Here is a 26,469-nt window from a genome sequence, read left to right on the forward strand (position 1 = left end):
GCGAGCGGTTGATATGTCCGGAAAAAGGGCGGTCAGTCTTCCCTGACCAGGACTTTTCCTTCTCTTCTCCTGACGTGGGCCCCTGGGACGGGTAGTCTCCGGCGTTAGGTCGCATGTGGAGAGCGTTTCTCGTTGCTCCTCGCAGGTCAGAGCAGCTAGGTTCCTCTGCGGTCCACTTCTCAACATCCCATTCGTTCGAACCCTGAGGTGAACGGCGTGGCACTTCCGCCCCTTACCCCTGAACAGCGCGCTGCTGCGCTCGCCAAGGCCGCTGAGGCTCGCCGGGAGCGCGCCGAGGTGAAGAACCGGCTGAAGCACAGTGGTGCTTCGCTGAGCGAGGTCATCAAGCAGGGCCAGGAGAACGACGTCATCGGCAAGATGAAGGTCTCCGCGCTGCTTGAGTCCCTCCCGGGCGTCGGCAAGGTCCGCGCCAAGCAGATCATGGAGCGGCTCGGCATCTCCGAGTCCCGCCGGGTCCGCGGCCTCGGCTCGAACCAGATCGCCTCGCTGGAGCGCGAGTTCGGCGGTGCGGCGGCCTCCTGAGGCTCCGTACCCGTACCGGTGTCCCGCACGGCTCGCCGTCCGGGATAATCGGTACATGAGTGAACGTCCGCGGCTGACCGTGCTCTCCGGCCCCTCCGGGGTCGGCAAGAGCACGGTCGTCGCTCATATGCGCAAAGCACACCCCGAGGTCTGGCTCTCCGTCTCGGCGACGACCCGCAAGCCGCGGCCGGGGGAGAAGCACGGCGTCCAGTACTGGTTCACCAGCGACGACGAGTTCGACAAGCTGGTGGCCAACGGCGAACTGCTGGAGTGGGCCGTCTTCGCGGGCAACCGCTACGGCACCCCGCGCGGGCCGGTCCTGGAGCGGCTGGAGCGCGGCGAGCCGGTGCTGCTGGAGATCGACCTCCAGGGCGCCCGGCAGGTCCGCGAGTCCATGCCCGACGCCCGGCTGGTCTTCCTCGCCCCGCCCTCCTGGGACGAGCTGGTACGGCGGCTCACCGGGCGCGGCACCGAGCCGCAGGCGGTCATCGAGGAGCGGCTGGCCACCGCGAAAATCGAACTGGCTGCGGAGTCGGAGTTCGACGTCACCCTTGTCAACACCTCGGTCGAGCAGGTAGCGGCCGAACTGCTAGCCTTGGTGAACGTTGTCTGATTTCTCTCTACCCTTTCGGAAGGTTTTCGCGTGTCCTCTTCCATGACCGCGCCCGAGGGCATCATCAACCCGCCGATCGACGAGCTGCTCGAGGCCACGGACTCGAAGTACAGCCTGGTGATCTACGCGGCGAAGCGTGCGCGGCAGATCAACGCCTACTACTCCCAGCTCGGCGAGGGCCTGCTGGAGTACGTCGGGCCGCTGGTCGACACCCACGTGCACGAGAAGCCGCTGTCGATCGCGCTGCGTGAGATCAACGCCGGCATGCTCACCGCCGAGGCCATCGAGGCCGCCCAGTAGGGGCCGCCCCCACGCACACCCAAACGCCGCGGGCCGCCGGAACCAACCGGCGCCCGCGGCGTTTCCGTTCACGCAACGGAGCGCCCCCAGGGGCGCGGGGAACTGCGCGAACAACCACCCCCCGGGGTGCACGCTCTCAGGAGAGCGACCCCCCGCCCACCCCAGGGGCGCGAGGAACTGCGCGAACAACCACCCACGACGAGCGCACGTTCCCAGGAGAGCGACCCCCACCCACCCCAGGGGCGCGGGGAACTGCGCGAACAACCACCCCCCGGGGGGTGCGCGCTCCCAGTGGAGCGACCCCCCACCTCCCCAGGGGCGCGAGGAACTGCGCGAACAACCACCCCGGGCGTGCGCGCTCCCAGCAGAGCGACCCCCCGCCCACCCCAGGGGCGCGGGGAACTGCGCGAACAACCACCCACGACGAGCGCACGTTCCCAGCAGAGCACCCTGCACCCCCCGAGGCACGGGAAGCCGTGGTCGCTCTACGAAGGTGGTGGGTTCCCCGCGCCCCTGAAGCCCCCGGCCGAGCCCGCCGCCGTACCCCGTAAAGTGTGGCCAGACCACCAGGACCCCCAGCAGCGGCGGGAGCTGAGCACCATGGACGGGCGCCCCCAGGCGGAGCAGACGGAACCACCCCGTGTCGTGCTCGGCGTCACCGGCGGGATCGCCGCCTACAAGGCGTGCGAACTGCTCCGCCGCCTCACCGAGTCCGGCCACCAGGTGACCGTGGTCCCCACCGCCGCCGCCCTCCGCTTCGTCGGCGAGCCCACCTGGGCCGCCCTGTCCGGCCGCCCGGTGGCCACCGAGGTGTGGGAGGGCGTCCACCAGGTCCCGCATGTGCGGATCGGCCAGCAGGCCGACCTGGTGGTGGTCGCGCCCGCCACGGCCGACCTGCTCGCCAGGGCCGCCCACGGCCTGGCCGACGACCTGCTCACCAACACCCTGCTGACCGCCCGCTGTCCGGTGGTCTTCGCCCCCGCCATGCACACCGAGATGTGGGAGCACCCCGCCACCCGGGAGAACGTGGCCACCCTCCGCCGCCGGGGCGCCGTCGTGATCGAGCCCGCCTTCGGCCGGCTGACCGGCGCCGACACCGGCAAGGGCCGGCTGCCCGACCCCGGTGCGATCTTCGACGTCTGCCGCCGGGTGCTGGCCCGTGGCGACCTGGCCACCGCCGCCGACCTGGCCGGCCGCCGGGTGGTGGTCTCGGCCGGCGGCACCCGCGAGCCGCTCGACCCGGTCCGCTTCCTCGGCAACCGCTCCTCCGGCAAGCAGGGCTACGCCCTGGCCGCCACCGCCGCCGCCCGGGGCGCCAAGGTCACCCTGTTGGCCGCCAACACCGAGCTGCCCGACCCCGCCGGGGTGGACGTCGTCCGGGTCGGCACCGCCGAGCAGCTGCGGGAGGCCGCCCTGCGGGCCGCCGCCGACGCGGACGCGGTGGTGATGGCGGCGGCGGTGGCCGACTTCCGTCCGGCCGAGTACGCCACCGGGAAGATCAAGAAGGTGGAGGGGCAGCAGCCGGCGCCGGTCGCGCTGGTGCGCAACCCCGACATCCTGGCGGAGCTGGCCGCCCACCGCGCCAAGCCCGGCCAACTGGTGGTCGGCTTCGCCGCCGAGACCGACGACGTACTCGCCAACGGCCGGGCCAAGCTCGCCCGCAAGGGCTGCGATCTGCTGGTGGTCAACGAGGTGGGGGAGCAGAAGGTCTTCGGCGGCGACACCAACGAGGCGGTGATCCTCGGCGCCGACGGCAGCGACACGCCGGTCCCGTACGGCCCGAAGGAAGCCCTCGCGGAGACGGTCTGGGACTTGGTGCTGGCTCGCCTCACCTGACCTGCCGGGACGCCTTTTCGGCCACCTGCCGCCGCCCGTCCCGCGCCCGCGACGTCACCTGCTCGGCCCATCCACTTGGCGAGACTACGTGTCCTTTCCCAGGTCATGACCGTTAGACTCGCCCCAGAAGTCTTTCCGGACGCCCTCGCCCGCCGGGGGCGTTCAGTCAGCAGCCGCTGCAACCCCAGGGAGCGCTGTGTCTCGCCGCCTGTTCACCTCGGAGTCCGTGACCGAGGGACACCCCGACAAGATCGCTGACCAGATCAGCGACACCATCCTCGACGCGCTCCTCAAGGACGACCCCACCTCGCGGGTCGCCGTGGAGACGCTGATCACCACCGGCCAGGTGCATGTGGCCGGCGAGGTGACGACCAAGGCATACGCGCCGATCGCCGCGCTGGTCCGGGACAAGATCCTGGAGATCGGCTACGACTCGTCCAAGAAGGGCTTCGACGGCGCCTCCTGCGGCGTGTCGGTGTCCATCGGCGCCCAGTCGCCGGACATCGCCCAGGGCGTGGACAGCGCGTACGAGACCCGGGTCGAGGGCGACGAGGACGAGCTGGACCGGCAGGGCGCCGGCGACCAGGGCCTGATGTTCGGCTACGCGTGCGACGACACGCCCGAGCTGATGCCGCTGCCGATCACCCTGGCGCACCGGCTGGCCCGCCGCCTGTCCGAGGTCCGCAAGAACGGCACCATCCCCTACCTGCGCCCGGACGGCAAGACCCAGGTCACCATCGAGTACGACGGCGACCAGCCGGTCCGGCTGGACACCGTGGTGGTCTCCTCGCAGCACGCCTCCGACATCGACCTCGACTCGCTGCTCGCCCCCGACATCCGCGAGTTCGTGGTCGAGCCCGAGCTGGCCCGGCTGGCGGAGGACGGCATCGCGCTCTCCACCGAGGGCTACCGGCTGCTGGTCAACCCCACCGGCCGCTTCGAGATCGGCGGCCCGATGGGCGACGCCGGGCTCACCGGCCGCAAGATCATCATCGACACGTACGGCGGCATGGCCCGCCACGGCGGCGGTGCCTTCTCCGGCAAGGACCCGTCCAAGGTCGACCGCTCCGCCGCGTACGCCATGCGCTGGGTCGCCAAGAACATCGTCGCCGCCGGGCTCGCCCGCCGCGCCGAGGTCCAGGTCGCCTACGCCATCGGCAAGGCCGAGCCGGTCGGCCTCTTCGTGGAGACCTTCGGCACCGAGACCGCCCCGGTCGCCAAGATCCAGAGCGCCGTCACCGAGGTCTTCGACCTCCGCCCGGCCGCCATCATCCGCGACCTGGACCTGCTGCGCCCGATCTACGCCCAGACCGCCGCGTACGGCCACTTCGGCCGCGACCTGCCGGACTTCACCTGGGAGCGCACCGACCGCGTCGAGGAACTGCGCAAGGCCGTCGAGGTCTGACCCACCCCGCAACCCTCCCCGTACGCCGACGGCGGCCCCACCCTCCAGTGCGGGCCGCCGTCGACGTACGGTGCCCCAGCCCGCCCGGGGGCTACCCCCGCCTGCGCGGGGAGAACCCGACGTAGGACATCTGCCCGACGATCAGGTACGGACCACGCGCCCTCCTCGCGGGCACCCTGCGAGGCGACCGGACCACCCCCGCCTGCGCGGGGAGAACCGTCACCGGGCCAGCCATCCCGAGGAGGGGGACGGACCACCCCCGCCTGCGCGGGGAGAACCCGGGAGTCCTCATCGGGTGCGGTGGCCGGGGCGGACCACCCCCGCCTGCGCGGGGAGAACCAGGACGCGCCACCTCAGGTGGACCACTGGTACGGACCACCCCCGCCTGCGCGGGGAGAACTGGCCGCCGCCTACGCCGCGATCTGTCCGAACCGGACCACCCCCGCCTGCGCGGGGAGAACCGCAGCTCCCCCTCCAAGTCCCGCTGCGCCGACGGACCACCCCCGCCTGCGCGGGGAGAACAGCCCGAGCCGGTCCGCGAGCTGCCGCGCCTCCGGACCACCCCCGCCTGCGCGGGGAGAACCGACGCCATGTCCTTCGCCCGGGAGAAGTGCCCGGACCACCCCCGCCTGCGCGGGGAGAACGCGGATGTGCCGCCTCAGGTGGACCACTGGTACGGACCACCCCCGCCTGCGCGGGGAGAACCGACTACAAGGCGCCGACCAGCGGGAATTTCTCGGACCACCCCCGCCTGCGCGGGGAGAACTCTTCGTGACCTGCGGCTTCAGAGGAGGTTTGCCGTTTCTTGACCCAGGTGGCTCCTCATCGTCCGACCATGATGTCAGAGGTATGCGGTGGAGTAGGCGGAGCCCGAGCACGCTTGTATGGGCACGCGCAGGAGGAGGCCGAGCGTGTCGATACCAGGTCGCGGGATAGGCCCCAGGACCGGGGTGAGTCCCTGATCCTTCCGCTCCGACGGCTCGGCCGACGTCCACAGCCGTGCCGGCCCACCGCCCAACCCCGGGGGGAGCGCACGCCGTACGGGGCCCGCAACGCTGCCGGGGCAGCCCGTGCGGGGGGAACGTATCCGGCGGCGGTGGGCCGGGTGTCGGTGCCGTCTGGTACCACTGGGAGCGATGAGCAGCACCGATCCACAGCAGCCCGCCGAGGGGCCCGCGCCCGACGGGGCCGGGCCGCCGGAGCAGCTTGCCCTGATCCGGGAGACGGTCCGCCGGGCGCGGCCCCGGGCGCGCGGGCCGCGACCGCTGGCCGACGAGCTGCCGGTGGCCCGGGTGCTGGTCGACAAGGGCCTCGCCCACCTCGACCAGTACTACGACTACGCGGTGCCCGCCGCGATGGCCGACACCGCCCAGCCGGGTGTACGGGTGCGGGTGCGGTTCGGCGCCCGGGTGGTCGACGGGCGGCGCACCGGTGGCGGGCTGGTCGACGGGTACGTGGTCGAGCGGCTGGCCGCCTCCGACTACGCCGGCCCGCTCGCACCGCTCTCCCTGGTGCTCTCCCCGGAGCCGGTCCTCACCCCCGCGCTGCTGCGGCTCTGCCGCGCCGTCGCGGACCGGTACGCGGGCACCCTCCCCGATGTGCTCAGCCTCGCCGTCCCGCCCCGGCACGCCCGCGCCGAGGCCGACCCCTCACCGCCGCCGCTGCCCGCCCCGGCCGCCCCCGAGCCCGGCGGCTGGGCCCGCTACCCGCAGGGCGGCGGCTTCCTCCAGGCCCTCGCGGCCGGCGCCGCCCCCCGCGCGGTGTGGACGGCCCTGCCCGGTCCCGGCTGGCCCGAGGAGATCGCCCGCGCCGTCGCCGCCACCCTGGCCTCCGGTCGGGGCGCCCTGGTCGTGCTGCCCGACGGTCGCGCCACCGCCCGGGTCGACGCCGCCCTCACCGCCGTGCTCGGCCCCGGCCACCACACCGCGCTCACCGCCGAGCTGGGCCAGGAGGAGCGGTACCGCCGCTGGCTCACCGTCAGCCGGGGCTCGGTCCGGGCCGTCGCCGGGACCAGGGCCACCATGTTCGCCCCCGTACGCGACCTGGGGCTGCTGGTGGTCTGGGACGACGGCGACGGCAGCCACAGCGACCTGCACGCCCCCCACCCGCACGCCCGGGACGTCGCCCTGCTGCGCGCCGCCGAGGAGGGCGCGGGCGTGCTGCTGGGCGGCTTCGCGGTGACCGTCGAGGCCGCTCAGCTGGTCAGCACCGGGTGGGCCCGGCCGCTGGTCCCCGACCGGGACGGGCTGCGCCGCGCCGCGCCGCTGGTCCGCACCGTGGGGGACCGCGACCTGGCCGGGGACGAGGCGGCCCGCGCCGCCCGGCTGCCCACCCTCGCCTGGCGTACCGCCCGGGAGGCGCTGGCCCGGGGGCCGGTGCTGGTCCAGGTGCCGCGCCGAGGCTATGTACCGCGTCTGGCCTGCGCCCGCTGCCGGGAGCAGGCCCGCTGCACCCAGTGCGCCGGGCCGCTGGAGGCCCGGGGCGGCGACGGGCTGCTGCACTGCGTGTGGTGCGGCCGTCCGGAGGCCGACTGGCACTGTCCCGAGTGCGGCTCCCACCGGTTGCGGGCCCAGGTCGTGGGGGCCCGGCGCACCGCCGACGAGCTGGGCCGCGCCTTCCCCGCCGTCCCGGTGCGCACCTCCGGCCGGGACGCGGTGCTGGCCACCGTCCCCGCCGAACCCGCCCTGGTCGTCGCCACCCCCGGCGCGGAGCCGGTCGCGGCGGGCGGCGGGTACGCGGCAGCGCTGCTGCTGGACGGCTGGGCCCTGCTGAACCGGCCCGACCTGCGGGCGGGGGAGGAGGCGCTGCGCCGCTGGCTGGGCGCCGCCGCGCTGGTCCGGCCGCACCCGGACGGCGGCACGGTGGTGGTGGTCGCGGAGCCGACGCTGCGGCCGGTCCAGGCCCTGGTCCGCTGGGACCCGGCGGGGCATGCGGCCACCGAGCTGGCCGAGCGGGCCCAGCTGGGCTTCCCGCCCATCTCCCGGATGGCCGCCGTCACCGGCACCCCGGCCGCCGTCGCGGACCTGCTCGCCCTCACCCGGCTGCCGGACGGCGCGGACATTCTGGGCCCGGTCCCGGTGCCGGGGCCCCCGGAGGCGGGCGGCGAACCGCTCCAGCGGGCGCTGGTCCGGGTGCCGTCCGGCCAGGGTGCGGCCCTCGCCACCGCCCTCAAGGCGGCCCAGGCGGCCCGTCTCGCCCGCAAGCAGCCCGACCCGGTCCGCATCCGCATCGACCCCCCCGACATCGGCTGAACCCACCCTCCTGGGCAGGGACGCGAGGAACTGCGTGCCCAGCCGCCCCGCCCCCGCACCGCCAACCGTGCCCAGCCGGGCACGCCCCCCCAGGGGCGCGAGGCACTGTGCGACCAGCCGCCCACGGTGGGTTCGTGGTGCCGTGCGATCAACCTGCTACGGCGGTGGTGGTTGTTCGCGCAGTTCCTCGCGCCCCTGGGGGTGTCCGTGGCCGTGTTGTTCGGCCGGGATTCCGGGGGTGTTCGGCGGTGCCGTGGGGTCAGCTCGTTGCGGGGGTGGTGGGTTGTTCGCGGCCCTGGGGGTGCCCGGGGCGCGCCGGGGGGGTTTGGGGTTGGCGGGCGACCGGGATGGTCGGCGGGGCGGACGTGTCGGCGGGCTGGGGCTGCGCGGGGACCGCCCCCGCCGGGCGCCGCATGCCGTAGCGGCGGTGCACGGCCTGCTTGGTGACGCCAAGCGCCGACCCCACCGAGTCCCAGGAGAACCCGAGCGAGCGGTCGAACTCCACCGCCGCCGCGACCAGCGACTCCACGCTGTCCCGCAGCTCTTGGGCGAGCCGCACGGTCGGCGCCGGAGCCCGCCCGTAGACCACGAACCCGGCCGAGGTGCTCGGCCGGCGCGGCCGGTAGACGTTGCCCAGCTGGGCGGTGAGGGTGCGCAGTGCGTCAACCTGCCGACGCACCCTTTCGATGTCGCGTACGAGCAGATGCAGGCTGGCCCGCGCTCGGGCGTCGTGCGTCGTGTGGTCGGCCATAGAACCGGAGCCTCTCCAGGACGGCAGGGGGTGAGCGGGACCCTGCGGCCCCGGTCAATCTCGCCTTGACCAACGCCCGACCAGCGCCGGGGGTCACGCTTTCAGCCGATTCGGGATCGGCGGCGTCCGGCTCAGCGGGCCTGGCCGGGCCCCGTAGACTGGTACGTCGTCCCTCCTCGACCCGACGGGAGCCTGTTCCGTGGCGATACAGCCGATCCGCATCTTCGGTGATCCGGTGCTGCGTACCCAGGCCCAGCCGGTGACCACCTTCGACAAGGAACTGCGCACCCTGGTCAAGGATCTGACCGACACCATGCTGGACGCGCCCGGTTCCGGCCTAGCCGCGCCGCAACTCGGCATCTCGCTGCGGGTGTTCACGTACATCGTGGACGGCGAGCTGGGCCATCTGGTCAACCCCGACCTGTCGCTCAGCGAGGAGGAGCAGGAGGGCCCGGAGGGCTGCCTGTCGCTGCCGGGTCTGCGGTTCGACACCCGCCGGGCGCACGGTGTGGTCGCCCGTGGCTTCAACATGCACGGCGACCCGGTGACCATCGAGGGGACGCAGCTGCTGGCCCGCTGCATCCAGCACGAGACCGACCACCTGGACGGCATCATCTTCATCGACCGGCTGGACCGCGAGCAGCGCAAGGCCGCGCTGCGCGCCATCCGCGAGGCCGACTGGTCCGGTGCTCCCGCCCCCCAGGTGAAGATCTCCCCGCACAGCACCTTCGGCAGCGCCCGCTGACCGCAGCAGGCCGCCCCGCAGCAGGCCGCGCACCAGCAAGCCACCCGTAGGCAATCAGCTCACCCGCCCCCGCAGGAAGGCCCACCCACCGCATGAGGCTCGTCTTCGCCGGCACCCCCGAGGTCGCCGTCCCCGCGCTGGAGGCGCTGCTCGCCTCCGACCGGCACCAGGTGGTCGCGGTCGTCACCCGCCCCGACGCCCCCGCCGGGCGCGGCCGCCGCCTGGTGGCGAGCCCGGCGGCGCAGCGCGCCGAGGCGGCGGGCATCGAGGTGCTGAAGCCGGCCCGCCCGCGCGACCCGGACTTCCTGGAGCGGCTGGCCGCTCTCGCCCCGGACTGCTGCCCGGTGGTCGCGTACGGCGCGCTGCTGCCCCGGGCGGCGCTGGACATCCCCCGGGTCGGCTGGGTCAACCTGCACTTCTCGCTGCTGCCCGCCTGGCGCGGCGCCGCTCCCGTGCAGCACGCCGTACTGGCCGGCGACCAGGTCACCGGCGCCTCCACCTTCCTGATCGAGGAGGGGTTGGACTCCGGCCCGGTCTTCGGGGTGCTCACCGAGGAGGTCCGCCCCACCGACACCAGCGGCGAGCTGCTGGAGCGGCTGGCCCACGCGGGCGCCCACCTGCTGGCCGCCACCATGGACGGCATCGAGGACGGCACCCTGCACGCCGTCCCGCAGCCCGCCGACGGCATCACCCTCGCCCCCAAGATCACCGTCGAGGACGCCCGGATCGACTGGACCACCCCCGCCCTGAGGGTCGACCGGGTGGTGCGCGGCTGCGCGCCCGCCCCCGGCGCCTGGACCACCTTCCGTGGCGAGCGCCTGAAGCTCGCCGGTCCGGTCCGGCTGCTCACCGACCGCGCCGAGCTGGCCCCCGGCGAGCTGGCCGCCGCCAAGAGCGGCGTCCGGGTCGGCACCGGCAGCCATGAGATCGAGCTGGGCGACGTCCAGCCGCAGGGCAAGAAGCGGATGGCGGCGGGCGACTGGGCACGCGGCGTACGCATCGAGCCCGGCGAGACCCTCGGCGGCTGACCCCGACCCCCGACCCCCGCCCCACCCAGAGCCACCAGCCCCACCAGCACCACCCCTGATCCGATACGCACCTTCCGGCGAGGCCCCGCATGACCACCCCTCCCCCCGCCCCCCGTGGCCGCCGCGCCCCGCGCCCGTACCGCCGCCCCAAGAAGGACCCGGCCCGCATGGTCGCCTTCGAGGCGCTGCGCGCCGTCGACGAGCGCGACGCCTACGCCAACCTGGTGCTGCCCGGCCTGCTGCGCGAGGCCGAGCGCAAGAGCGGCCTGGACCGCCGGGACGCCGCGCTGGCCACCGAGCTGGTGTACGGGGCCCTGCGCCGCCAGGGCACCTATGACGCCGTCATCGCCGCCTGCGTGGACCGCCCGTTGCGCGAGGTCGACCCGCCGGTGCTGGATGTGCTGACCCTCGGCGCCCACCAGCTGCTCGGCACCCGCATCCCGCCGCACGCCGCCGTCTCCGCGACGGTGGAGCTGGCGCGCGGGGTGCTGGGCGACGGCCGCGCGAAGTTCGTCAACGCCGTCCTGCGCAAGATCGCCGCCCGCGAGCTGGACGCCTGGCTGGACCAGGTCGCCCCGCCGTACGACGACGACCCGGAGGACCACCTCGCCGTGGTCCACTCCCACCCCCGCTGGGTGGTCTCCGCGCTGTGGGACTCGCTGGGCCGCTGGCAGCCGGAGCACGCCGGACGCAGCGGCATCGAGGAACTGCTCGCCGCCGACAACGACCGCCCAGAGGTCACTCTGGTCGCCCGGCCGGGCCGCTCCACCGCCGCCGAGCTGCGCGACTCGCTGCCCGACGACGCGGCCGAGCCCGGCCGCTGGTCGCCGTACGCGGTCCGGCTGGCCGAGGGCGGCGACCCCGGCACCGTGGAGGCCGTCCGGGAGAACCGGGCCGGCGTCCAGGACGAGGGCAGCCAGCTGGTGGCCGCCGCGCTGGCCGCCGCCCCGCTGGACGGCCCGGACCGGCTCTGGCTGGATGGCTGCGCGGGCCCCGGCGGCAAGGCGGCCCTGCTCGCCGCCCTGGCCGCGCAGCGCGGCGCGGCCCTGGTCGCCGCCGAGCGGCAGCCGCACCGGGCCCGGCTGGTCGCCCGCGCGCTGGACGGCAACCCCGGCCCATACACAGTGATCACCGCGGACGGCACCCGCCCCGCCTGGCGGCCCGGCTCCTTCGACCGGGTCCTGGTGGACGTGCCCTGCTCCGGCCTGGGCGCGCTGCGCCGCCGCCCGGAGGCCCGCTGGCGCCGCCGCCCCGACGACCTCCAGGCGTTCGGCCCGCTCCAGCGCGACCTGCTGCGCTCGGCGCTGGACGCGGTCCGCCCCGGCGGTGTCGTCGGGTACGCCACCTGCTCCCCGCACCTGGCCGAGACCCGCGCCGTGGTGGACGACGTGCTGCGCGACCACCCCGATGTGGCGTGGGTCGACGCCCGCCCGCTGCTGCCGGCCCTCCCCGGGCTCGGTGACGGCCCGGACGTGCAGCTCTGGCCACACCTGCACGGCACCGACGCCATGTACCTCGCCCTGCTGCGCCGCGCCGCCTGACCCGGCCCCCGGCCGGTACGGACGCCGGTGACACGCCGGGGGCCGGTCGGCCGGGTGAGGCTGTATGGGTCGGTCGCGGTCGCACCGGGGCCGGGGTGGACCGGCCCGCTCCTCCCCGTACCGCCGCCGCCCGGCCAGTCGCCCTGCTGCGCCGCACCGCCTGCCCCGGCCCCCCGCCGGTACGGACGCCGGTGACACGCCGCCGTCGGCGCAATGGGCGCCGGGGGCCGGTCGGCCGGGTGAGGCTGTATGGGTCGGCCGCGGTCGCACCGGGGCCGGGGTGGACCGGCCCGCTCCTCCCCGTACCGCCGCCGCCCGGCCAGTCGCCCTGCGGGGCCGTGCGGAATGAGGCTGATGTGGTGCAAGGCGGGCGGGGCTCCGGCAAGCGGCCGGTCGACCGGTCGGAGGGGTTCGGGGAGCGGCTGCTCGGGGTGCTGCTGGACCGGGCCCATGAGATGCCGCCGCAGCTGATCGCCCCGCTGGTCGCGGAGGAGGTGGCCCGGGTCGGCGGCCGTGAGGTGTCGATCCTGCTCCAGGACTACGGGCAGCTGATGCTGGTGCCGCTGCCCGGTCGGCGGCTGGCGGTGGGGAAGGCGCAGCCGATCGGTGACTCGCACGCCGGTACGGCCTTCCTGAGCGCGACCCCGGTCGAGGTCCGGCAGGACGACGGTGTCCGGATGTACCTGCCGCTGCTGGACGGCAGCGACCAGGTGGGCGTCATGGTGCTCACCCTGGACACCGTCGACGACCACGATCGGCGGCTGCTGCGCAGGCTCGCCGGCCTGGTCGCGGACATGCTGGTCACCAAGCACAGCTACACCGACCAGTTCTTCCTGGCCCGGCGCAGCGAGCCGATGAGCGTGGCGGCGGAGATCCAGTGGTCGCTGCTGCCGCCGCTGGCGATGTCGGTGCCGCAGGTCGAGGTGGCCGGCATCCTGGAGCCCGCCTACGAGGTGGCGGGCGACAGCTTCGACTACGCGCTGAACGACGACATCCTGCACCTGGCCACGCTGGACGCGATGGGCCACGGCCTGGACGCCGCCACGATGGCCGTCGTCGCCGTCGGCGCCTACCGGCACGCCCGGCGGGCCGGGATCGACCTGTCCGAGATCTACGCCTTCATGGACCGGGCCATCGCGGAGCAGTTCGGCCCGGACCACTTCGTCACCGCGCAGATGATGCGGCTGAACACCGCGACCGGCGTTCTCCAGTGGGTGAACGCCGGGCATCCGGCGCCGCTGCTGATCCGCGGCCACCGGGTCGTCCAACAGCTGGTCAGCCCGACCACCCTGCCGGTGGGGTTCGGCGGTGAGGAGCCCCGGATCAGCCAGCAGCAGCTGGAGCGCGGGGACCGGGTGCTCTGCTTCACCGACGGCCTGATCGAGGAGCACCGGACCGGCGGTGAGCAGTTCGGTGAGCAGCAGCTCATCGACTGGGTCAACCGCATCGAGTGCGCCGAGCAGGGCGTGCGCGCGGTGGTGCGCTCCCTCTCGCACACCTTGAAGCAGCAACGCGGCGGAACCACCAGCGACGACGCCACCCTCTTCATGATCGAGTGGCGTGGCGGTGCGGCCGACCATCTCGCCACCCTGGACTGAGCAGCCGTCCGGGCGTCCCCATGGCGGCCGCACCGCCGGGATCGTCCGGGTCAGTTGTAGACCCGCGCCCGGAGGTCGTACAGCTCGGCGTACAGGCCGTCCCCCGCCGCCAGGTCGGCGTGGCTGCCCAGTTCGGAGACGCGTCCCTGCTCCAGCACCACGATCAGGTCGGACATCCGCACGGTCGAGAACCGGTGCGAGACCAGCAGGGTGATCGCCCCGGTGTCGCCGCGCGCCTCGGCCGCGAGGTCCGCGAACCGCTCGAACAGGGCGTGCTCCGCCGTGGAGTCCAGCGGTCTCCTCCTTGGCCCGCTCGACCAGCCGCTGCGCCCGGTTGCCGACCGCCACCGGGACCAGCCCGGCCAGCGGGAGCAGCAGCAGCCACGGGTCGAGCAGGCCCAGCAGCACGGTGGTGAGCGACATCTGCAACGCCAGGCCGCCCAGTTGCAGCACCGCCTCCAGCGAGGCCCGGGTGCGCGGCAGCTCCTCGCGGATCAGCGTCAGCGTGTCGGCGTAGCCCGCCGGGCAGCCCTCGACCAGGTCCCGGGCGCCCGCCCGCTCGGCGGCGGCGAGCAGCGCCGGGCGGTCGTGCAGCAGCTCGGGCTTCGGTCCGGCCGCTGTACGAGCGGGCCGCCGACTTCGCCGCGCATCTGACCATCGCCCCCTCCGGCGAGGTGAGCTGGCTCGGCGTCCGGCAGCTGGTGAACGAGGGCCACTCCTTCCGGGGCTCCGCGCCGCCGTCCGAGGAGTGCTGCGGCGGCTCGACCGGGCGGACTACCGGCGGACCGCCGAGGCGGTGGCGGCGACCGTCGCCGCCCAGGGCTACTTCGGACCGCTGAGCGTCGACTCGATGCTGACCACTTCGGGCGACCTGGTGCCGGTGCTGGAGGTCAACGCCCGGGTGCCGCCGGGGCTGATCGCGCTGACGCTGGGGGCGCCGCTGCGGATGGCCTTTGTACGGGTGCGGCACGACGACTTCTTCGAACGGCTGGTCAATGCGCTGGCCGAGGAGAAGCAGCTCGCGGTCGACGGCCGGCCGGGAATCCTGCCGCCGGCCGCCAGCACGCTGGTACCGCCGCGCGGATGGCTGTTCTACGCGGTATTCGGCCAAGTTGAACCGCAGTTGCCGGACATTCTGGTGAACGCCGATCTGCTGCCGGTGAATTGACTCCCCGCTACACTCGCGATTCTGCACAGCCGGAATCTGGAGGGCGTATGGGCGAGATCTCTTATGACAGTCAGGTCGCCGAGGACTACCGGGTCGCCCGGGAGATCCCGCGCGCCGGGCTCGCGGCCTGGCGTGAGGCCATCGCCGCCGAAGCGGCCCTCGCTCCGGGGATGACGGTGCTGGACGTCGGCGCCGGGACGGGCGCGTTCGCCGCCGCGTTCCACGACTGGTTCGGCGTCCGGGTGGTCGCGGTCGAGCCCGCCGAGGCCATGCGTGCCATGATCCCGAGCGTCCCGGAGATCGAGGTGCTGGACGGGTACGCCGACGCGCTCCCGGTGCCGGACTCCAGCGCGGACGCGGCCTGGCTCGGCTCGGTGCTGCACCACCTACCCGATCTGGCCGCCGCCGCCCGGGAACTGCGCCGGGCGCTCAAGCCCCGAGCGCCGGTACTCATCCGCAATATCTTCCCCGGCCGCTGCGACCGCGATCTGCGGGTGCGCTACTTCCCGGAGACCGCGCACGCCATCGCCACCTATCCGAGCGTCGAGCAGACCTGCGCCGCATTCGCCACCGCCGGATTCCACCGGGTCGCGCTGCATTCGGTGCCGCAGGAGAGCGCGGCCAACCTGGAGGAATTCGCCGCGAAGATTCGCCGGGACGCCGACTCCAAGCTGCGCGGTCTCACCGACGAGGAGTTCGCCCGGGGCATGGACCGGCTCACCGCCTCCGCCGCGATCATGCCCTCCCAGCCCGCCACCAGCTGGATGGACCTGCTGGTCCTCGCCTGACGCCCGACCCCGACCCCGACGCCCAACGCCCGACCCCTGACGCCCGACCCCTGCCCGGCCGCCCGCCGGGCAGGCGGTCCACCACCGCACACACCGCGAACCTGACCGGAATCCAGCGGAATTCGGCACACCAGACGGTCGCTTCGATCACCGGCAGCGGCCAGCATCGGGGGATGGCCAGCACACCGCAGCGCGCCGCACCCGCCGCGCCCACCGCCCCCGAGGGGTCCCGCTCGTCGTTCGTCCAGGGGATGCGGCTCGGCGTCTCGCCGGGCGCCGCGACCTTCGTCCTGGCACTGACCTACGGCGCCGCCGCCGCCACCCACGGCTGGGACCCCACCGCCACGCTGCTCTTCTCCGCGTTGGCCTTCTCCGCCTCCGCGCAGTTCACCCTGCTGGCCGCGCTGTCCGGCGGAGCCGCCCCGGCGGCCGTCGCCGCCGCCGCACTGATCAATGTGCGCTACCTGGTGATGGGTGTCGCCCTGACCGGCAGCCTGCGCGGCTCCCGGCTGTGGCGGGCGCTCCAGGTACAGGCGCTGGTGGACGCGTCATTCGTCACCGCGCACCGGGGCGGCGGCCGCTTCGACATCCCGCGCATGGTGGGGTGCAGCGTCCCGCAGTGGGTGTGCTGGGTCGCGGGTTCGGCGGCGGGCCGGCTGCTGGCGCCCTCGCCCGAGCTGATGCACGACCTGGGGTTGGATGTCGCCTTCCCGGCGTTCTTCCTGGTCCTCGCCATGGACGAGGTACGCCGCTCCGGCCGGGCGGTGGCCGCAGCGCTGCTGGGGGCCGGGGTCGCCGCCGGGCTGCTGTTCGTCGTCGACCCGGGCAGCGCGCTGCTGGCCGCCACCGCCGCCGCGCTGATCGGCGCGCTCCCGGCCAGGGCCGCACAGGAGGGCACGGCATGAGGATCTGGCTCTCGATGCTGGCCGTCTCGGCCGCGAACTGGCTGCTCAAGGCGGTCGGCCCGCTCACCCTGGGCGATCGGCGGCTGCCGCCGGTGGCCGCCAGGGTCACCAGCCTGATCGCCCCGGTGCTGCTCGCCGGGCTGATCGTCACCGACCTGGGCGGCGCCCATTGGAAGGACCTGGACTGGCAGCAGCTCACCGGCGTCGGCGTCGCCGGTACGGCCCGCGCCCTGCGCGCGCCGATGCTGGCAGCCGTCCTGCTGGGCGTCGCCGCCACCGCCGGACTGCGCTACTGGCTCACCCACTGACGTACCGTCAGTCACACACTGCTCAGCCATCGTGCCGCAGCGCGCCGGCACCCGCCAAGCGGCCCGACAGGCTGCTGACCGTCTTCGCCGATCAGGATCTGGAGGCGACCGCGCGGTTCCGCCGGCACATCGCGGACATCCCGCCGTCCGAGCCGTCGTTCGCCATGTTCAAGGACGGCGACCTCGTCCGCTTCACCCCGCGCCACCGCATCGAGGGACGTGACGCCCAGCAGGTGGCCGCTGACCTCCACGCCGCCGCGTTCGACGAGTTGGGCGGCTGACCCCGACCGTCGGCTGACCGGACCGCACGGGCGATCAGGTGCCGCCACTCCGGGTCACCGCCGAACGCGTGTGCGCAGGGGAGGTATCGGTAGAGGTAATTTCCGGACTTCTTGGCGTTCCGGGTGGCGGCCGGAAGTAGCCTGAGCGGCGCGCCGGCGAGTACGTACGGTGGCGGTACGGGAGCGGTCTGTCGCCGTACCGGCTCTCCGCCGTGACGGTGGGGCAGTGGGCTCCGTTAACGCAGGCGGAACGTCAGGAGGTGACGAGGAGTGGGCATGAGAGCATCGGACGACTCGGGAAAGAGCATCCTCAAGAGCTTCGGCCGACAGGTGAAGATCCTCCGCGAGCGGGAGGGCCTGACCCAACTGGAACTGAGCAGGAAACTGGGCTACTCCGAGGACACCATCGCCTCGATCGAGCAGGGGCGGCGGGTGGCCCAGCCGGACTTCATCGACAGTGCGGATGCCGCGCTGCGGGCCGGTGGCCTGCTGATCGAGATGAAGAAGCCGATCTCCGAGGCCCGGTTCCCGGCCTTCTTCCGCGACTACGCCGTGCTGGAGGGCGAGGCCGCCGAGGTCCTGGCCTACGACAACATGGTCATCAATGGCCTGCTCCAGACCGAGGCATACGCACGGGCGATCTTCGGCATGGGGCGCCCGGTGCTGGACGAGGAGACCATCGAGCAGCGGCTGGCCGCCCGGATGGCCCGCGCCGAGATCCTGCACCGCAAGCCTGCCGCCATCTTCGGCTTCGTCCTGGAGGAGGCGGCGCTGCGCCATCCGTACGGCGGCCGGGAGGAGCACCGCAAGCAGCTTCAGCACCTGCTGGACGTCGGCCAACTGCGCAATGTCGAGATCCAGGTGATGCCGACCGACCGCGAGGACAACGCCGGAATCGACGGCCCGTTCAAGCTGTTGACGCCGAAAGGGCGTCAGCAGGTGGCATATCTGGAAGGCCAGGGCCGCAGTACGCTGATCACCGACCTGGAGGAGGTCCGCGCCATGGCCACCCGCTACGGGATCATCCGGGCTCAGGCCCTCCCGCCCCGGGAGTCGCTGCTCTTCATCGAGAAGTTGCTGGGAGAGGTATGAACATCAAGGAACTGGCGCCCGGCTCCGCCGAGTTGTCCTGGTACAAGTCCAGCTACAGCGGCGCCGAGGGCGGCGCCTGTGTCGAGGTCGCGCTGTCCTGGCGCAAGTCCAGCTACAGCGGCGGTGCGGGCGGCGACTGTGTCGAGGTCGCGCTGTCCTGGCACAAGTCCACCCACAGCGGCGCTGAAGGCGGCGACTGCGTAGAGGTGGCCGCCTGCCCGGAGACCGTCCACGTCCGGGACTCCAAGGACAAGCAGGGCCCGCAGCTCACCTTCAGCCCCGAAGCCTGGGGCGCCTTCCTGGAGTTTGCCGCCACCACCGTCTGACCCGCACCACCCCCGCGAAGGCCGGGCACCCGCCCGGCCTCTCGCTGCTCTTCACCGAGAAGATGCTGGGAGAGGTATGAACATCAAGGAACTGGCGCCCGGCTCCGCCGAGTTGTCCTGGTACAAGTCCAGCTACAGCGGCGGTGCGGGCGGCGCCTGTGTCGAGGTCGCGCTGTCCTGGCACAAGTCCACCCACAGTGGCCCTGAAGGCGGCGACTGCGTAGAGGTGGCCGCCTGCCCCGAGACCGTCCACGTCCGGGACTCCAAGGACAAGCAGGGCCCGCAGCTCACCTTCAGCCCCGAAGCCTGGGGCGCCTTCCTGGAGTTCGCCGCCACCACCGTCTGACCCGCACCACCCCCGCGAAGGCCGGGCACCCGCCCGGCCTCTCGCTGCTCTTCACCGAGAAGATGCTGGGAGAGGTATGAACATCAAGGAACTGGCGCCCGGCTCCGCCGAGTTGTCCTGGTACAAGTCCAGCTACAGCGGCGCCGAGGGCGGCGACTGTGTCGAGGTCGCGCTGTCCTGGCACAAGTCCACCTACAGCGGCGGTGAAGGCGGCGACTGCGTAGAGGTGGCCGCCTGCCCGGAGACCGTCCACGTCCGGGACTCCAAGGACAAGCAGGGCCCGCAGCTCACCTTCAGCCCCGAAGCCTGGGGCGCCTTCCTGGAGTTCGCCGCCACCGCCGCCGTCTGACCCGCCCCACCCCGCGAAGGCCGGGCACCCGCCCGGCCTCTCGCATGTCCACCCCGCTCAGGGCGCCCGGTCGACCACCTGCGCCACCCACCCGTACGGCAACTCATGCCCGTCCACCGTCACCGCCTCGACGGTACGGGTCTCCGGGTCGATCTCCGCCTGCACGCCATCCCCCTCATACCTCGGAAACCCGCTCACCCCCTCCGCCCCGGTCGCCTCCACCACGGCCGTCCGCAGCGCGGCCCCATGCTCCGGGTGCCCCTCGGCATCCGCGAGCTGGGCCTCCAGCACCAGGATGAAACGGGCACCCTGCGTCATCGCGCCTCCCTCACTCCTTCCCCCCACCACCAACCGCCCCCGAGTTCCCACCCCCACCCCCACCAAACCCCCAACGCCGACCGGAAACGGTGAGCGGCGGCACCCCGGCCGGGGTGCCGCCGCTCACCGTGGTGGGTCAGCCCTGTTCGGGGGCCAGGCCGAGGGCCAGGTGGGGGTAACCGGCGTGGATGCGGTCTCCCAGTTCGATATCCAGGCCCCCGATGAATTCCTCGATCCTCGCGGTGGCCTCCTCGATGGTCCCGGCCTCGCCCTTGAACTCGAACTCGATGAAGTCCCCGAGGCCGGCCACGCTGTCGAAGGCGACGGCGATCCCGTCGATGATCCATTCCTCGCGGACCTTGTCCACCGTGGTGAGAGGAGCGAAGTCGAGCGCGTCCAGGACGCGGCGGACGGCTTCGGCGTCCTCGACGGGGGTCTCGTACTCGTCGCAGTGGGTCTTGATCCTCGCGTCCAGCGGGTGCCACCGCTTGAAGTTGAGCGATGAGCCGCCGTCCTCGGTCCTGATCCGCAGCCACTCGGAGACCACATCCCCGGCGAGGAAATCCCGGTGCGGCGCGTTGTAGTACGCGTCGATCTGGCGGGACGGGTCGCCGGCCTTGCCGCCGCGCTCCGCGAAGGCGGCCTTGAGGTCGTCGGCTGAGCTGAGGAGTCGGAACTTCTGCTCGACCTCGATGAACTTCATGCGTGCTTCTCCCGCTGGTTGGTCTCGGCGACGGACTGCCGGACTGAGGTCATCACGGACCGGATGTAGCTCACGTCCTCGATGCTGAGCGGTTCACCCAGAGAGGTGATGTCGCTGCCGATCTGTGTGGCGTTACGGAACCCCACCAGGACCGCTGCCTCCGGTGCGTGCTGGAGGACGTACCGCAAGGCGACGCGGATGAGATCTGCGTCGGTGAATCCGAAGCGCTCACGAAGCCGGTCCAGGCCCTCGTGGATGGCCCGCAGGGCCGGACCCGAGTGTGCGGGGCCGTTCCGGCGGTGGTCCCCGTGGGGGTACGCGGCGGGCGACAGCCGGTTGCCGGCCCCGATCAGCAGCCCCTGCCCGAGTGCCTGCTTGATGAGGATACCGACCCCGGTGCTCCGGGCGAGTGCGAAGACGTCGGTCTCCTCGGCGCTGTAGAGGGGGCTCAGGATGTTGTGGCGGACGGTCAGGACGTCCGGCCGGACGCAGGCGAAGGCGCGCGTGAACCGGGCGGCCTCGCCCGCGTCGGGGGTCGCGGCCTCCTCCGCCCATTCCTTGGCGAAGGCGTGCGGGGCTCGTATGCCGATGGCCTTGATCGCTCCCTCGGTCCGCAGCTCCTCCAGGGCGGTGACGGCCTCGTCGAAGTACCGGTCGTCCGGGCCGAAGTCGGAGCTGTGGAGGAAGTAGGCGTCCAGGTAGTCGGTGCCCAGGTTGTCGAGAGTGGTTTCGAATTGCCGCAGGATCTGCCGACGCGTATACGGGTGAGCCGCGGTCCCGGCGAAGTGGCCGACCTTGCCGGCGATGGTCAGTGCGCGGCGATCGACCTGTTTGAGCAGTCTGCCGAGCAGCCGCTCGGAACGGCCCATACCGTACACGTCGGCGGTGTCGTACAGCGTCACTCCGAGGTCGTGGGCGTGGACGAGGCCGGCGAACGCCTCCTCCTCGTCCACGCCCGCCCAGCCGATGGGGACTCCGCGGTTGGTGGCCGGGCCGCCGATGGTCAGCATCCGGCGCCGATCACCGAGACCTGGCCAAGGCCGGGGACGTTCCGGTGTTCCATGATCGTGCCCTTCTCAGGTTCCGCAGGGGTCGGATGCGTTGATCGGCCGCCACTCGGTGGCCTTCGCCCACCGGCTGTACTCGTGGTCCAGGACCTTGGCGTGATCGGGCGGGAGGACCCGGCAGACGTTCTCGGCCACCTGGCCCAAGTCCCGGAGGAGGTCATGGAACTCGGCGCGGAGGACGGCGTCGACACGCCGGCCGAGCAGGTCGGTGGCGCCCCCGCTGCGGTTGCTCTCAGGGGTGGTCTCGATCGCCCGTACCAAGCGCCCGAAGACCTGGTAGGCGGCCTGCTTGAGCACCGTACGGGCGCTGCGGACGGCGCTGCGGGGTTCACCGTCGAGGATCTTCTCCAAGGACTTGAAGGTGTAGTCCAGGGCGAAGTTGCGGTCCACCCAGAGCTGGGCCCACTCACTGGCGACGCCGATGCGCCAGTCAGCGAAGCGGGAGTCCACCCGTCCCATGGCGGGCTGGACCTCACCGGTCAGGCCGGCGGCCTGAGCACGATGGGTGTAGGCCGCGCCGATCAGGCACTCCATGCTGACGAGCAGGTAGGAGATGCCGCTGTAGAACGGCCGGCCGGAGGATGCCTGCGCAACCCAGGCGGGGTCCCGGACGCCGTCCACGATCTCCTCGACCGGAATGCCCGGCATAGGCCGCAGCAGGAGGTCGGTGCGGCCCTGGTACTCGTAGGTGGCCCTCAGCTCCTCGAAGGTCATGAGCTGGTCGAAGCTGATGTAGGTGAAGCGCGTGGGCACGCCGAGCGCGGAAAGCGTGCGGATCGCCAGCGCGTTCTGATCGCCCGTCGTCTCCTTGTTGAAGCGCTCCAGGACGGAGTCCACGCCGGACTCGACGCCGAACAGGCAGCGACGCAGTCCGCGCTCCCGGAGCGTCCGCCACATGCGGGCGCGCTCCAGGTGCCAGTCCCGGTCCTGGTCGGTGCGGACGACCTGATCGATGCGGCAGCTCGTCTCCCAGGTGAAGCCCGCCCCGTGCAGGGTGCCCGCCATGTCGATCGCCCTGGGTACGGCGTCGCTCGTGCGGCCGATGAACTCCTCGTCCACCAGGTAGAGCGTGCGGGAGATGTGCGGGTAGCGGTCGAAGACGTGGCCCATCTGCTCCAGCAGCCACGGAAACGCCTCAGGACGGCTTCCGAACCACTGCCCTTTGTGACCGCGCGGGCAGAACGAGCAGTAGTTGGTGCAGCCTCGCGAGCCCTCGGCCTGTGCGACGCCCTTGTGCTCGAAGGTGGCGGGCAGCAGGTCCAGTTCGGGGAGGATGTCATCCTGCGAGCCGGCGACCGGCTTCGCGGTACGGCGCCGGCCGATGCTCAGCGTTCCGGCTCCGCGTGCGGCCCCGTTGAAGCCGATGCCCCGAACGTCATGGCGGTGGATGTCGCCGTGCCAGTACGCGAGCACGTCCTTGACGGTCGGCTCGCCGGCGCCGCGTGCGATCAGCAGGTCCGGATACTGCTTGAGCAGCAGAGCCTCATTGCGGGCGGTGAGGCTTCCCCCGGCGACCGTGACTGGCGGTGACGCGAGACCGTAGGCGGCATCGAGCAAGCTGACCATCAGGTCGTGCTGCCCGAAAGTAGCGGAGATGCCGAGGATGTCCGGCGTCTGCTCGGTCACCACCTTGATGAGGTCCGGCAGTGTCACGCCGAGTTGCATGTCGGCGAGACGGACCTCGCCGAGCAGGGTGGACCGGGCGGCTCGGGCCACGTCGCTGATGCCGAGCGGGAAGCGCGGCAGCGGGAAGTGCTCCGGGTGGTAGAGCGCGGTCAGCAGCAGGTCAGGCCGGGTGAACCGGTAGGCGGCATGGTCGTCCACCTCGGCCAGGGAGACGCAGTCCCCCGGGGCCTCGATCTCGACGTGGCCGGTCGACCACTCCGGCCAGTGCCGGGTCTCATGCGGCCGGCCGGAGAGGTCGGCGGCCACCCACCGGTTGTCGGGGCGCTCGATGAGGACGAGCCGGCGGTCCAGGGTGCCGGTGACGCGGATGCGACCGACGTGGTCGGCAAGATGGTGTTCGAGATGCGTCCTGAGTTCGATCGGGGAGATCAGGAGCCGGCCGGCTCCGTCCGCCGCAGTGGTCGGGGCACCGGGGGCGGCGAGGCTCAGAGCCTGCCGCAGGTGCTCGACCTCCGACGACGTGGCCTGTTCGGTGGGCGCGCTCAACAGTGCCTCCGTGACTTGTGGTTGGCCCATTCGCGAGTAGGAGGGCGTGACGGGTCGCCCCGGCCGTGGACGGCTGGGGCGGGGGAGGCTGCGAAGGGACTTACAGTCAACTGCCGGATGCGGAGAGCATGGGAGTGGCCAGCCGTAGGCCGGCTGTATGCCTGTCTGTAGTCCAGAGGAGTGATGCGGTGTCGGAGGGTCGGCCCATCGCAGAGATGATCACCAAGGCACGTGAGAAGAAGGGCTGGTCAAAGGCCCGCCTTGCCCGAGAGCTGGGCAATGAGGAAGGTCGGGGCGGCGACGGTCCCGGTCGGCATGCGGTGTGGCGGTGGGAGAAAGGAGACGACCGCGAGCCGGAGTACTGGCTTCCCTACCTCGTCAGGGTCCTGGGTCTTCAACTCGTGCCCGCGCAGGAAAGATCCGCCGAAGTCACAAGCACAACCGATCCCGGGGATACCGTGGCGTCAGTGGTGGAGCTAGGGAGGAGTGACGACGTGGAGCGCCGGAGGTTCGTGGCAGCGTCAGGCGGATACGCCCTCGCCGCCCTGGGGCTACCGGATCTCGACAGCGTCACCCGGCGGACCCGCGCCTCAGGCAGGCGCCTCGGTGAAGGTGGGCCGTGGCGAAGTCGCCGCCGTACGGACGATGGTCAAGTCGCTGGGCGACGCCGCTGCCGAGATCGGTGGAGGACATGCCAGGGAGACCGCAGTCCATTACCTCACCACCCGGGTGGCGACGTGGCTGGACGGTTCCTGGACTGAGAGCGTCGGCCGGGACCTGTACGCCGCCGCCTCCCAGCTCGTCCACCTGATCGGTTGGATGGCCCAGGACGAAGGGGACCAAGGTCTCGCGCAGAAGTACTACGCCCACTCCTTCCGGCTCGCCGCCGAGGCCGCCGACGCCGAACTGGCGGCTACCGCTCTCCGTGGGCTCGCGGTCCAGGCCATCGACCTCGGCTACCGGGCGGCCGCCGTCCAGATCGCCGAAGAATGCGTCGACCAGGCCAAGCAACTCGACAGCCCCAAGGCCCTCGCCTACTACGAAACGACCCTGGCCGATGCCGCCGCTCGGGACGGCGACCGTAAGACGGCGACCCGCTTCCTCACCGCCTCCCAAGCCCACATCGAGCGGGCGGAACCGGCCCCGGGTGACTCATGGGCGTCCCACTTCAGCATCGGCCGATGGGCCCATCACTCCGGGATGATCCTCGCGCACCTCGGCGACTACGAGGCCGCCCAGGATCACCTCCACCACGCACTCGACATCCACGGCCTCGACCGCAGGCGGAGCCGAGCCATCGTCTTGGCCGACCTCGGCACTGTCCAGTACCGGCAGGAGGACTACGAGGCCGCCGTCGACACATGGGGAGAATTCCTCGACTACGCGGACGGCATCCAATCAGTCAAGGTCACCGATGCCATCCACGACATGCAGGCCAGACTCCGCCGACTTCGCGGAGTCAACGAAGTTGACGTCCTGAACGAACGGGCCTCGAATCTCTAGCTGAGCGACACCCACCCCGAGCAACGCTGTGACCGGCCGGGGCCGGGGGTCAGGGGGTGGTGCGGCGGTAGGACTTGGCGTGCTGGATGAAGATCTGGTGCAGGTCGCGGGCCGCGTGCGGGGCGGTGCCGGACTGGCGGCGCTGGATGACCAGTAGGACTTCGGTGTCGTCGTCGGCCAGCGGTCGATGGGTGATCGCGCCGAGCCGCTCCAGCGGGTCGCCCAGCACGCTGTAGTCGGGGAGCACCGTGGCGCCGAGCCCTTCCGCGACCATCAGTTTGCCCATCTCGGCGCCGTCGGTGGAGTACGAGAAGTACGGGGCGCGGCCCGCGAGCAGGCGGTGCAGATAGCGGTGCATGACATAGCCGGCCCGCATCACGATCAGCGGCTCACCGAGCAGGTCGGCCACCCCGACGGTGCGCAGCGCGGCCAGTGGGCTGTCCGGGCGCATGCAGACCACCGGCCGCCCGCGCAGCAGCTCGGTCAGATCAGCGCAGTGCGGTACACCCGACCGCCCCCGGGGGCCCCTGGACGTGCCATGGCCGGCGGTCGATCCTCCGGCCCCACGCAGTGGCCCCACTGCGCACGAACCGGGCGCTACCGGCCGGGCGTGTCGGCGCCGGCCCAGCACGTAGCGGAGGCCCACGCGATCGCGGAGAAGCGGCGGGCACGCCAGCAGCCCGGCCATCCCGCCGCCACCCCCCAGAGCTGGCCCACCCCCGCCCACCCGGGGAGAACGCCCCCCGGGGCGCAGCCGACAACGTCTACATCGGACCACCCCCGCCTGCGCGGGGAGAACATCGGCAGCGCGCGGGCGCCGGGTGACGGATACGGACCACCCCCGCCTGCGCGGGGAGAACTCCGGGTCGATCACCGACAATCGGGGCCTCCGCGGACCACCCCCGCCTGCGCGGGGAGAACTCACGCGCGCTCTACGTGGCGCTCTACGCCGTCGGACCACCCCCGCCTGCGCGGGGAGAACGCGGTTTCCGGGCACGCCGGAAGCGCCTCCAACGGACCACCCCCGCCTGCGCGGGGAGAACGTCTGGAATCCCTGCGGAATGTTGATGATCGTCGGACCACCCCCGCCTGCGCGGGGAGAACTGCCTTCTTGACCGCGTCCGGGTACTCGGACGGACCACCCCCGCCTGCGCGGGGAGAACGCAGGAAGCCGGTACTGGACAGCGGCACTGCACGGACCACCCCCGCCTGCGCGGGGAGAACCCTGCTCCTGCGCACCGACGAACAGGCGATGGCGGACCACCCCCGCCTGCGCGGGGAGAACGCCCGCAGCATGCGCGTGGTCCTGTGGCCCCCCGGACCACCCCCGCCTGCGCGGGGAGAACCCGTATCAGCCCCGTCATGGTGCTGTCCTTAGGCGGACCACCCCCGCCTGCGCGGGGAGAACCCCCGGCCTTGCCGGGCCGGGGGGACTGATCGGACCACCCCCGCCTGCGCGGGGAGAACGACGACGACGTGTTCGAGGCGTTCCTCCATGTCGGACCACCCCCGCCTGCGCGGGGAGAACCAGC

At 72.7% G+C, this 26,469-nt stretch carries 27 protein-coding genes, 1 pseudogene and 2 CRISPR repeat arrays (1 of these 30 running past the window's edge); of the genes and pseudogenes, 21 read left to right on the forward strand and 7 right to left on the reverse strand.

The genetic code is table 11. The features are described from left to right. Nucleotides 1-216 precede the first annotated feature (216 nt). The 6 genes from mihF (at nt 217) to ACIQGZ_RS10315 (ending at nt 7,948) form a co-directional block, all read left to right on the forward strand. Nucleotides 217-543: an integration host factor, actinobacterial type gene (gene mihF / locus ACIQGZ_RS10290; RefSeq protein ID WP_055588796.1), complete on the forward strand. Its 327-nt coding sequence runs from the start codon at nt 217-219 to the stop codon at nt 541-543. 55 nt (nt 544-598) lie between these two features. Beyond that, nucleotides 599-1,156 carry a guanylate kinase gene (gmk, locus tag ACIQGZ_RS10295; RefSeq protein ID WP_402600657.1) on the forward strand — a complete coding sequence of 186 codons (558 nt, stop codon included), beginning with the start codon at nt 599-601 and terminating at the stop codon, nt 1,154-1,156. A 30-nt stretch (nt 1,157-1,186) separates the two neighbouring features. Beyond that, a complete protein-coding gene (gene rpoZ, locus ACIQGZ_RS10300; RefSeq protein WP_055591510.1) occupies nt 1,187-1,456 on the forward strand; it encodes a DNA-directed RNA polymerase subunit omega in 270 nt (89 codons plus the stop codon). 600 nt (nt 1,457-2,056) lie between these two features. Continuing rightward, on the forward strand, nt 2,057-3,292 hold the full coding sequence (gene coaBC, locus ACIQGZ_RS10305; protein WP_402600658.1) for a bifunctional phosphopantothenoylcysteine decarboxylase/phosphopantothenate--cysteine ligase CoaBC: 1,236 nt from the start codon (nt 2,057-2,059) through the stop codon (nt 3,290-3,292). Between the two features lie 196 nt (nt 3,293-3,488). Next, the gene (gene metK / locus ACIQGZ_RS10310; protein WP_402600659.1) at nt 3,489-4,697 is read left to right on the forward strand and encodes a methionine adenosyltransferase; all 1,209 of its coding nucleotides are present in this window, start codon (nt 3,489-3,491) and stop codon (nt 4,695-4,697) included. Nucleotides 4,698-4,885: 188 nt separating this feature from the next. Continuing rightward, nucleotides 4,886-5,463: direct repeats of the CRISPR family, unit length 29 nt; unit sequence CGGACCACCCCCGCCTGCGCGGGGAGAAC. Between the two features lie 370 nt (nt 5,464-5,833). After that, a complete protein-coding gene (locus tag ACIQGZ_RS10315; protein WP_402600660.1) occupies nt 5,834-7,948 on the forward strand; it encodes a primosomal protein N' in 2,115 nt (704 codons plus the stop codon). A gap of 259 nt (nt 7,949-8,207) precedes the next feature. Here the strand turns inward: ACIQGZ_RS10315 and ACIQGZ_RS10320 are convergent, their stop codons facing one another. Beyond that, complete coding sequence (locus tag ACIQGZ_RS10320) at nt 8,208-8,699, reverse strand: hypothetical protein (RefSeq protein ID WP_402600662.1); 492 nt, start codon at nt 8,697-8,699, stop codon at nt 8,208-8,210. 199 nt (nt 8,700-8,898) lie between these two features. Between ACIQGZ_RS10320 and def the strand changes: the two genes are divergently transcribed. The 4 genes from def to ACIQGZ_RS10340 all read left to right on the forward strand — a co-directional run bounded on the left by def (nt 8,899) and on the right by ACIQGZ_RS10340 (nt 13,611). Next, nucleotides 8,899-9,444: a peptide deformylase gene (gene def / locus ACIQGZ_RS10325; RefSeq protein WP_402600664.1), complete on the forward strand. Its 546-nt coding sequence runs from the start codon at nt 8,899-8,901 to the stop codon at nt 9,442-9,444. 92 nt (nt 9,445-9,536) lie between these two features. Beyond that, the gene (gene fmt, locus ACIQGZ_RS10330; RefSeq protein ID WP_402600665.1) at nt 9,537-10,472 is read left to right on the forward strand and encodes a methionyl-tRNA formyltransferase; all 936 of its coding nucleotides are present in this window, start codon (nt 9,537-9,539) and stop codon (nt 10,470-10,472) included. Between the two features lie 89 nt (nt 10,473-10,561). Further along, nucleotides 10,562-12,013 carry an RsmB/NOP family class I SAM-dependent RNA methyltransferase gene (locus ACIQGZ_RS10335; protein WP_402600667.1) on the forward strand — a complete coding sequence of 484 codons (1,452 nt, stop codon included), beginning with the start codon at nt 10,562-10,564 and terminating at the stop codon, nt 12,011-12,013. Nucleotides 12,014-12,369: 356 nt separating this feature from the next. Continuing rightward, nucleotides 12,370-13,611 (forward strand): PP2C family protein-serine/threonine phosphatase, encoded by a 1,242-nt coding sequence (locus ACIQGZ_RS10340; RefSeq protein WP_402600669.1) that lies wholly within the window; start codon nt 12,370-12,372, stop codon nt 13,609-13,611. A 50-nt stretch (nt 13,612-13,661) separates the two neighbouring features. Here ACIQGZ_RS10340 and ACIQGZ_RS10345 read toward each other — a convergent pair whose 3' ends face one another. Continuing rightward, on the reverse strand, nt 13,662-13,787 hold the full coding sequence (locus ACIQGZ_RS10345) for a hypothetical protein (RefSeq protein WP_402600670.1): 126 nt from the start codon (nt 13,785-13,787) through the stop codon (nt 13,662-13,664). Between the two features lie 128 nt (nt 13,788-13,915). On the opposite strand from ACIQGZ_RS10345, the gene ACIQGZ_RS10350 reads away from it, so the two are divergent. The 10 genes from ACIQGZ_RS10350 (at nt 13,916) to ACIQGZ_RS10395 (ending at nt 19,174) form a co-directional block, all read left to right on the forward strand. Next, nucleotides 13,916-14,128, forward strand: a complete 213-nt coding sequence (locus ACIQGZ_RS10350) for a hypothetical protein (RefSeq protein ID WP_402600671.1) — start codon at nt 13,916-13,918, stop codon at nt 14,126-14,128. Nucleotides 14,129-14,407: 279 nt separating this feature from the next. Continuing rightward, a complete protein-coding gene (locus ACIQGZ_RS10355; protein ID WP_402600673.1) occupies nt 14,408-14,779 on the forward strand; it encodes a hypothetical protein in 372 nt (123 codons plus the stop codon). Nucleotides 14,780-14,826: 47 nt separating this feature from the next. After that, nucleotides 14,827-15,567, forward strand: a complete 741-nt coding sequence (locus ACIQGZ_RS10360; RefSeq protein ID WP_402600674.1) for a class I SAM-dependent methyltransferase — start codon at nt 14,827-14,829, stop codon at nt 15,565-15,567. 173 nt (nt 15,568-15,740) lie between these two features. Further along, a complete protein-coding gene (locus ACIQGZ_RS10365; RefSeq protein WP_402600676.1) occupies nt 15,741-16,472 on the forward strand; it encodes an AzlC family ABC transporter permease in 732 nt (243 codons plus the stop codon). Then, nucleotides 16,469-16,780 carry an AzlD domain-containing protein gene (locus ACIQGZ_RS10370; RefSeq protein ID WP_402600677.1) on the forward strand — a complete coding sequence of 104 codons (312 nt, stop codon included), beginning with the start codon at nt 16,469-16,471 and terminating at the stop codon, nt 16,778-16,780. Before ACIQGZ_RS10365 ends, ACIQGZ_RS10370 begins: the two co-directional genes overlap by 4 nt. Beyond that, a complete protein-coding gene (locus ACIQGZ_RS10375; protein ID WP_402600758.1) occupies nt 16,777-17,061 on the forward strand; it encodes a BrxA/BrxB family bacilliredoxin in 285 nt (94 codons plus the stop codon). The genes ACIQGZ_RS10370 and ACIQGZ_RS10375 overlap by 4 nt, the downstream gene beginning before the upstream one ends. A gap of 276 nt (nt 17,062-17,337) precedes the next feature. Continuing rightward, nucleotides 17,338-18,153: a Scr1 family TA system antitoxin-like transcriptional regulator gene (locus ACIQGZ_RS10380; RefSeq protein ID WP_402600678.1), complete on the forward strand. Its 816-nt coding sequence runs from the start codon at nt 17,338-17,340 to the stop codon at nt 18,151-18,153. Further along, nucleotides 18,150-18,479, forward strand: a complete 330-nt coding sequence (locus ACIQGZ_RS10385) for a DUF397 domain-containing protein (RefSeq protein ID WP_402600679.1) — start codon at nt 18,150-18,152, stop codon at nt 18,477-18,479. The genes ACIQGZ_RS10380 and ACIQGZ_RS10385 overlap by 4 nt, the downstream gene beginning before the upstream one ends. Nucleotides 18,480-18,555: 76 nt before the next feature. Next, the gene (locus ACIQGZ_RS10390) at nt 18,556-18,825 is read left to right on the forward strand and encodes a DUF397 domain-containing protein (RefSeq protein WP_402600680.1); all 270 of its coding nucleotides are present in this window, start codon (nt 18,556-18,558) and stop codon (nt 18,823-18,825) included. 76 nt (nt 18,826-18,901) lie between these two features. Then, a complete protein-coding gene (locus ACIQGZ_RS10395; RefSeq protein ID WP_402600682.1) occupies nt 18,902-19,174 on the forward strand; it encodes a DUF397 domain-containing protein in 273 nt (90 codons plus the stop codon). Nucleotides 19,175-19,231: 57 nt separating this feature from the next. Here the strand turns inward: ACIQGZ_RS10395 and ACIQGZ_RS10400 are convergent, their stop codons facing one another. From ACIQGZ_RS10400 to ACIQGZ_RS10415, 4 genes are all read right to left on the reverse strand, one after another. Continuing rightward, on the reverse strand, nt 19,232-19,492 hold the full coding sequence (locus ACIQGZ_RS10400) for a hypothetical protein (RefSeq protein WP_402600683.1): 261 nt from the start codon (nt 19,490-19,492) through the stop codon (nt 19,232-19,234). A 136-nt stretch (nt 19,493-19,628) separates the two neighbouring features. Beyond that, a complete protein-coding gene (gene cyaB / locus ACIQGZ_RS10405; protein ID WP_402600685.1) occupies nt 19,629-20,195 on the reverse strand; it encodes a class IV adenylate cyclase in 567 nt (188 codons plus the stop codon). After that, on the reverse strand, nt 20,192-21,205 hold the full coding sequence (locus ACIQGZ_RS10410) for an aldo/keto reductase (protein WP_402600687.1): 1,014 nt from the start codon (nt 21,203-21,205) through the stop codon (nt 20,192-20,194). The genes cyaB and ACIQGZ_RS10410 overlap by 4 nt, the downstream gene beginning before the upstream one ends. Before the next feature lie 66 nt (nt 21,206-21,271). Next, entirely contained in the window at nt 21,272-23,434 is a 2,163-nt protein-coding gene (locus tag ACIQGZ_RS10415; RefSeq protein WP_402600688.1) for a B12-binding domain-containing radical SAM protein, read from the reverse strand. Between the two features lie 606 nt (nt 23,435-24,040). On the opposite strand from ACIQGZ_RS10415, the gene ACIQGZ_RS10420 reads away from it, so the two are divergent. Next, nucleotides 24,041-24,937: a tetratricopeptide repeat protein gene (locus tag ACIQGZ_RS10420; protein ID WP_402600689.1), complete on the forward strand. Its 897-nt coding sequence runs from the start codon at nt 24,041-24,043 to the stop codon at nt 24,935-24,937. Between the two features lie 49 nt (nt 24,938-24,986). Here ACIQGZ_RS10420 and ACIQGZ_RS10425 read toward each other — a convergent pair. Further along, a pseudogene (locus tag ACIQGZ_RS10425) lies at nt 24,987-25,421 on the reverse strand (LysR family transcriptional regulator substrate-binding protein); the annotation flags it as partial. Nucleotides 25,422-25,646: 225 nt separating this feature from the next. After that, a CRISPR array of direct repeats spans nt 25,647-26,469; the repeat unit is 29 nt; unit sequence CGGACCACCCCCGCCTGCGCGGGGAGAAC; it runs 57 nt beyond the window's last position.

The organism is Streptomyces sp. NPDC092296 (assembly GCF_044755465.1).
Taxonomy (GTDB): domain Bacteria; phylum Actinomycetota; class Actinomycetes; order Streptomycetales; family Streptomycetaceae; genus Peterkaempfera.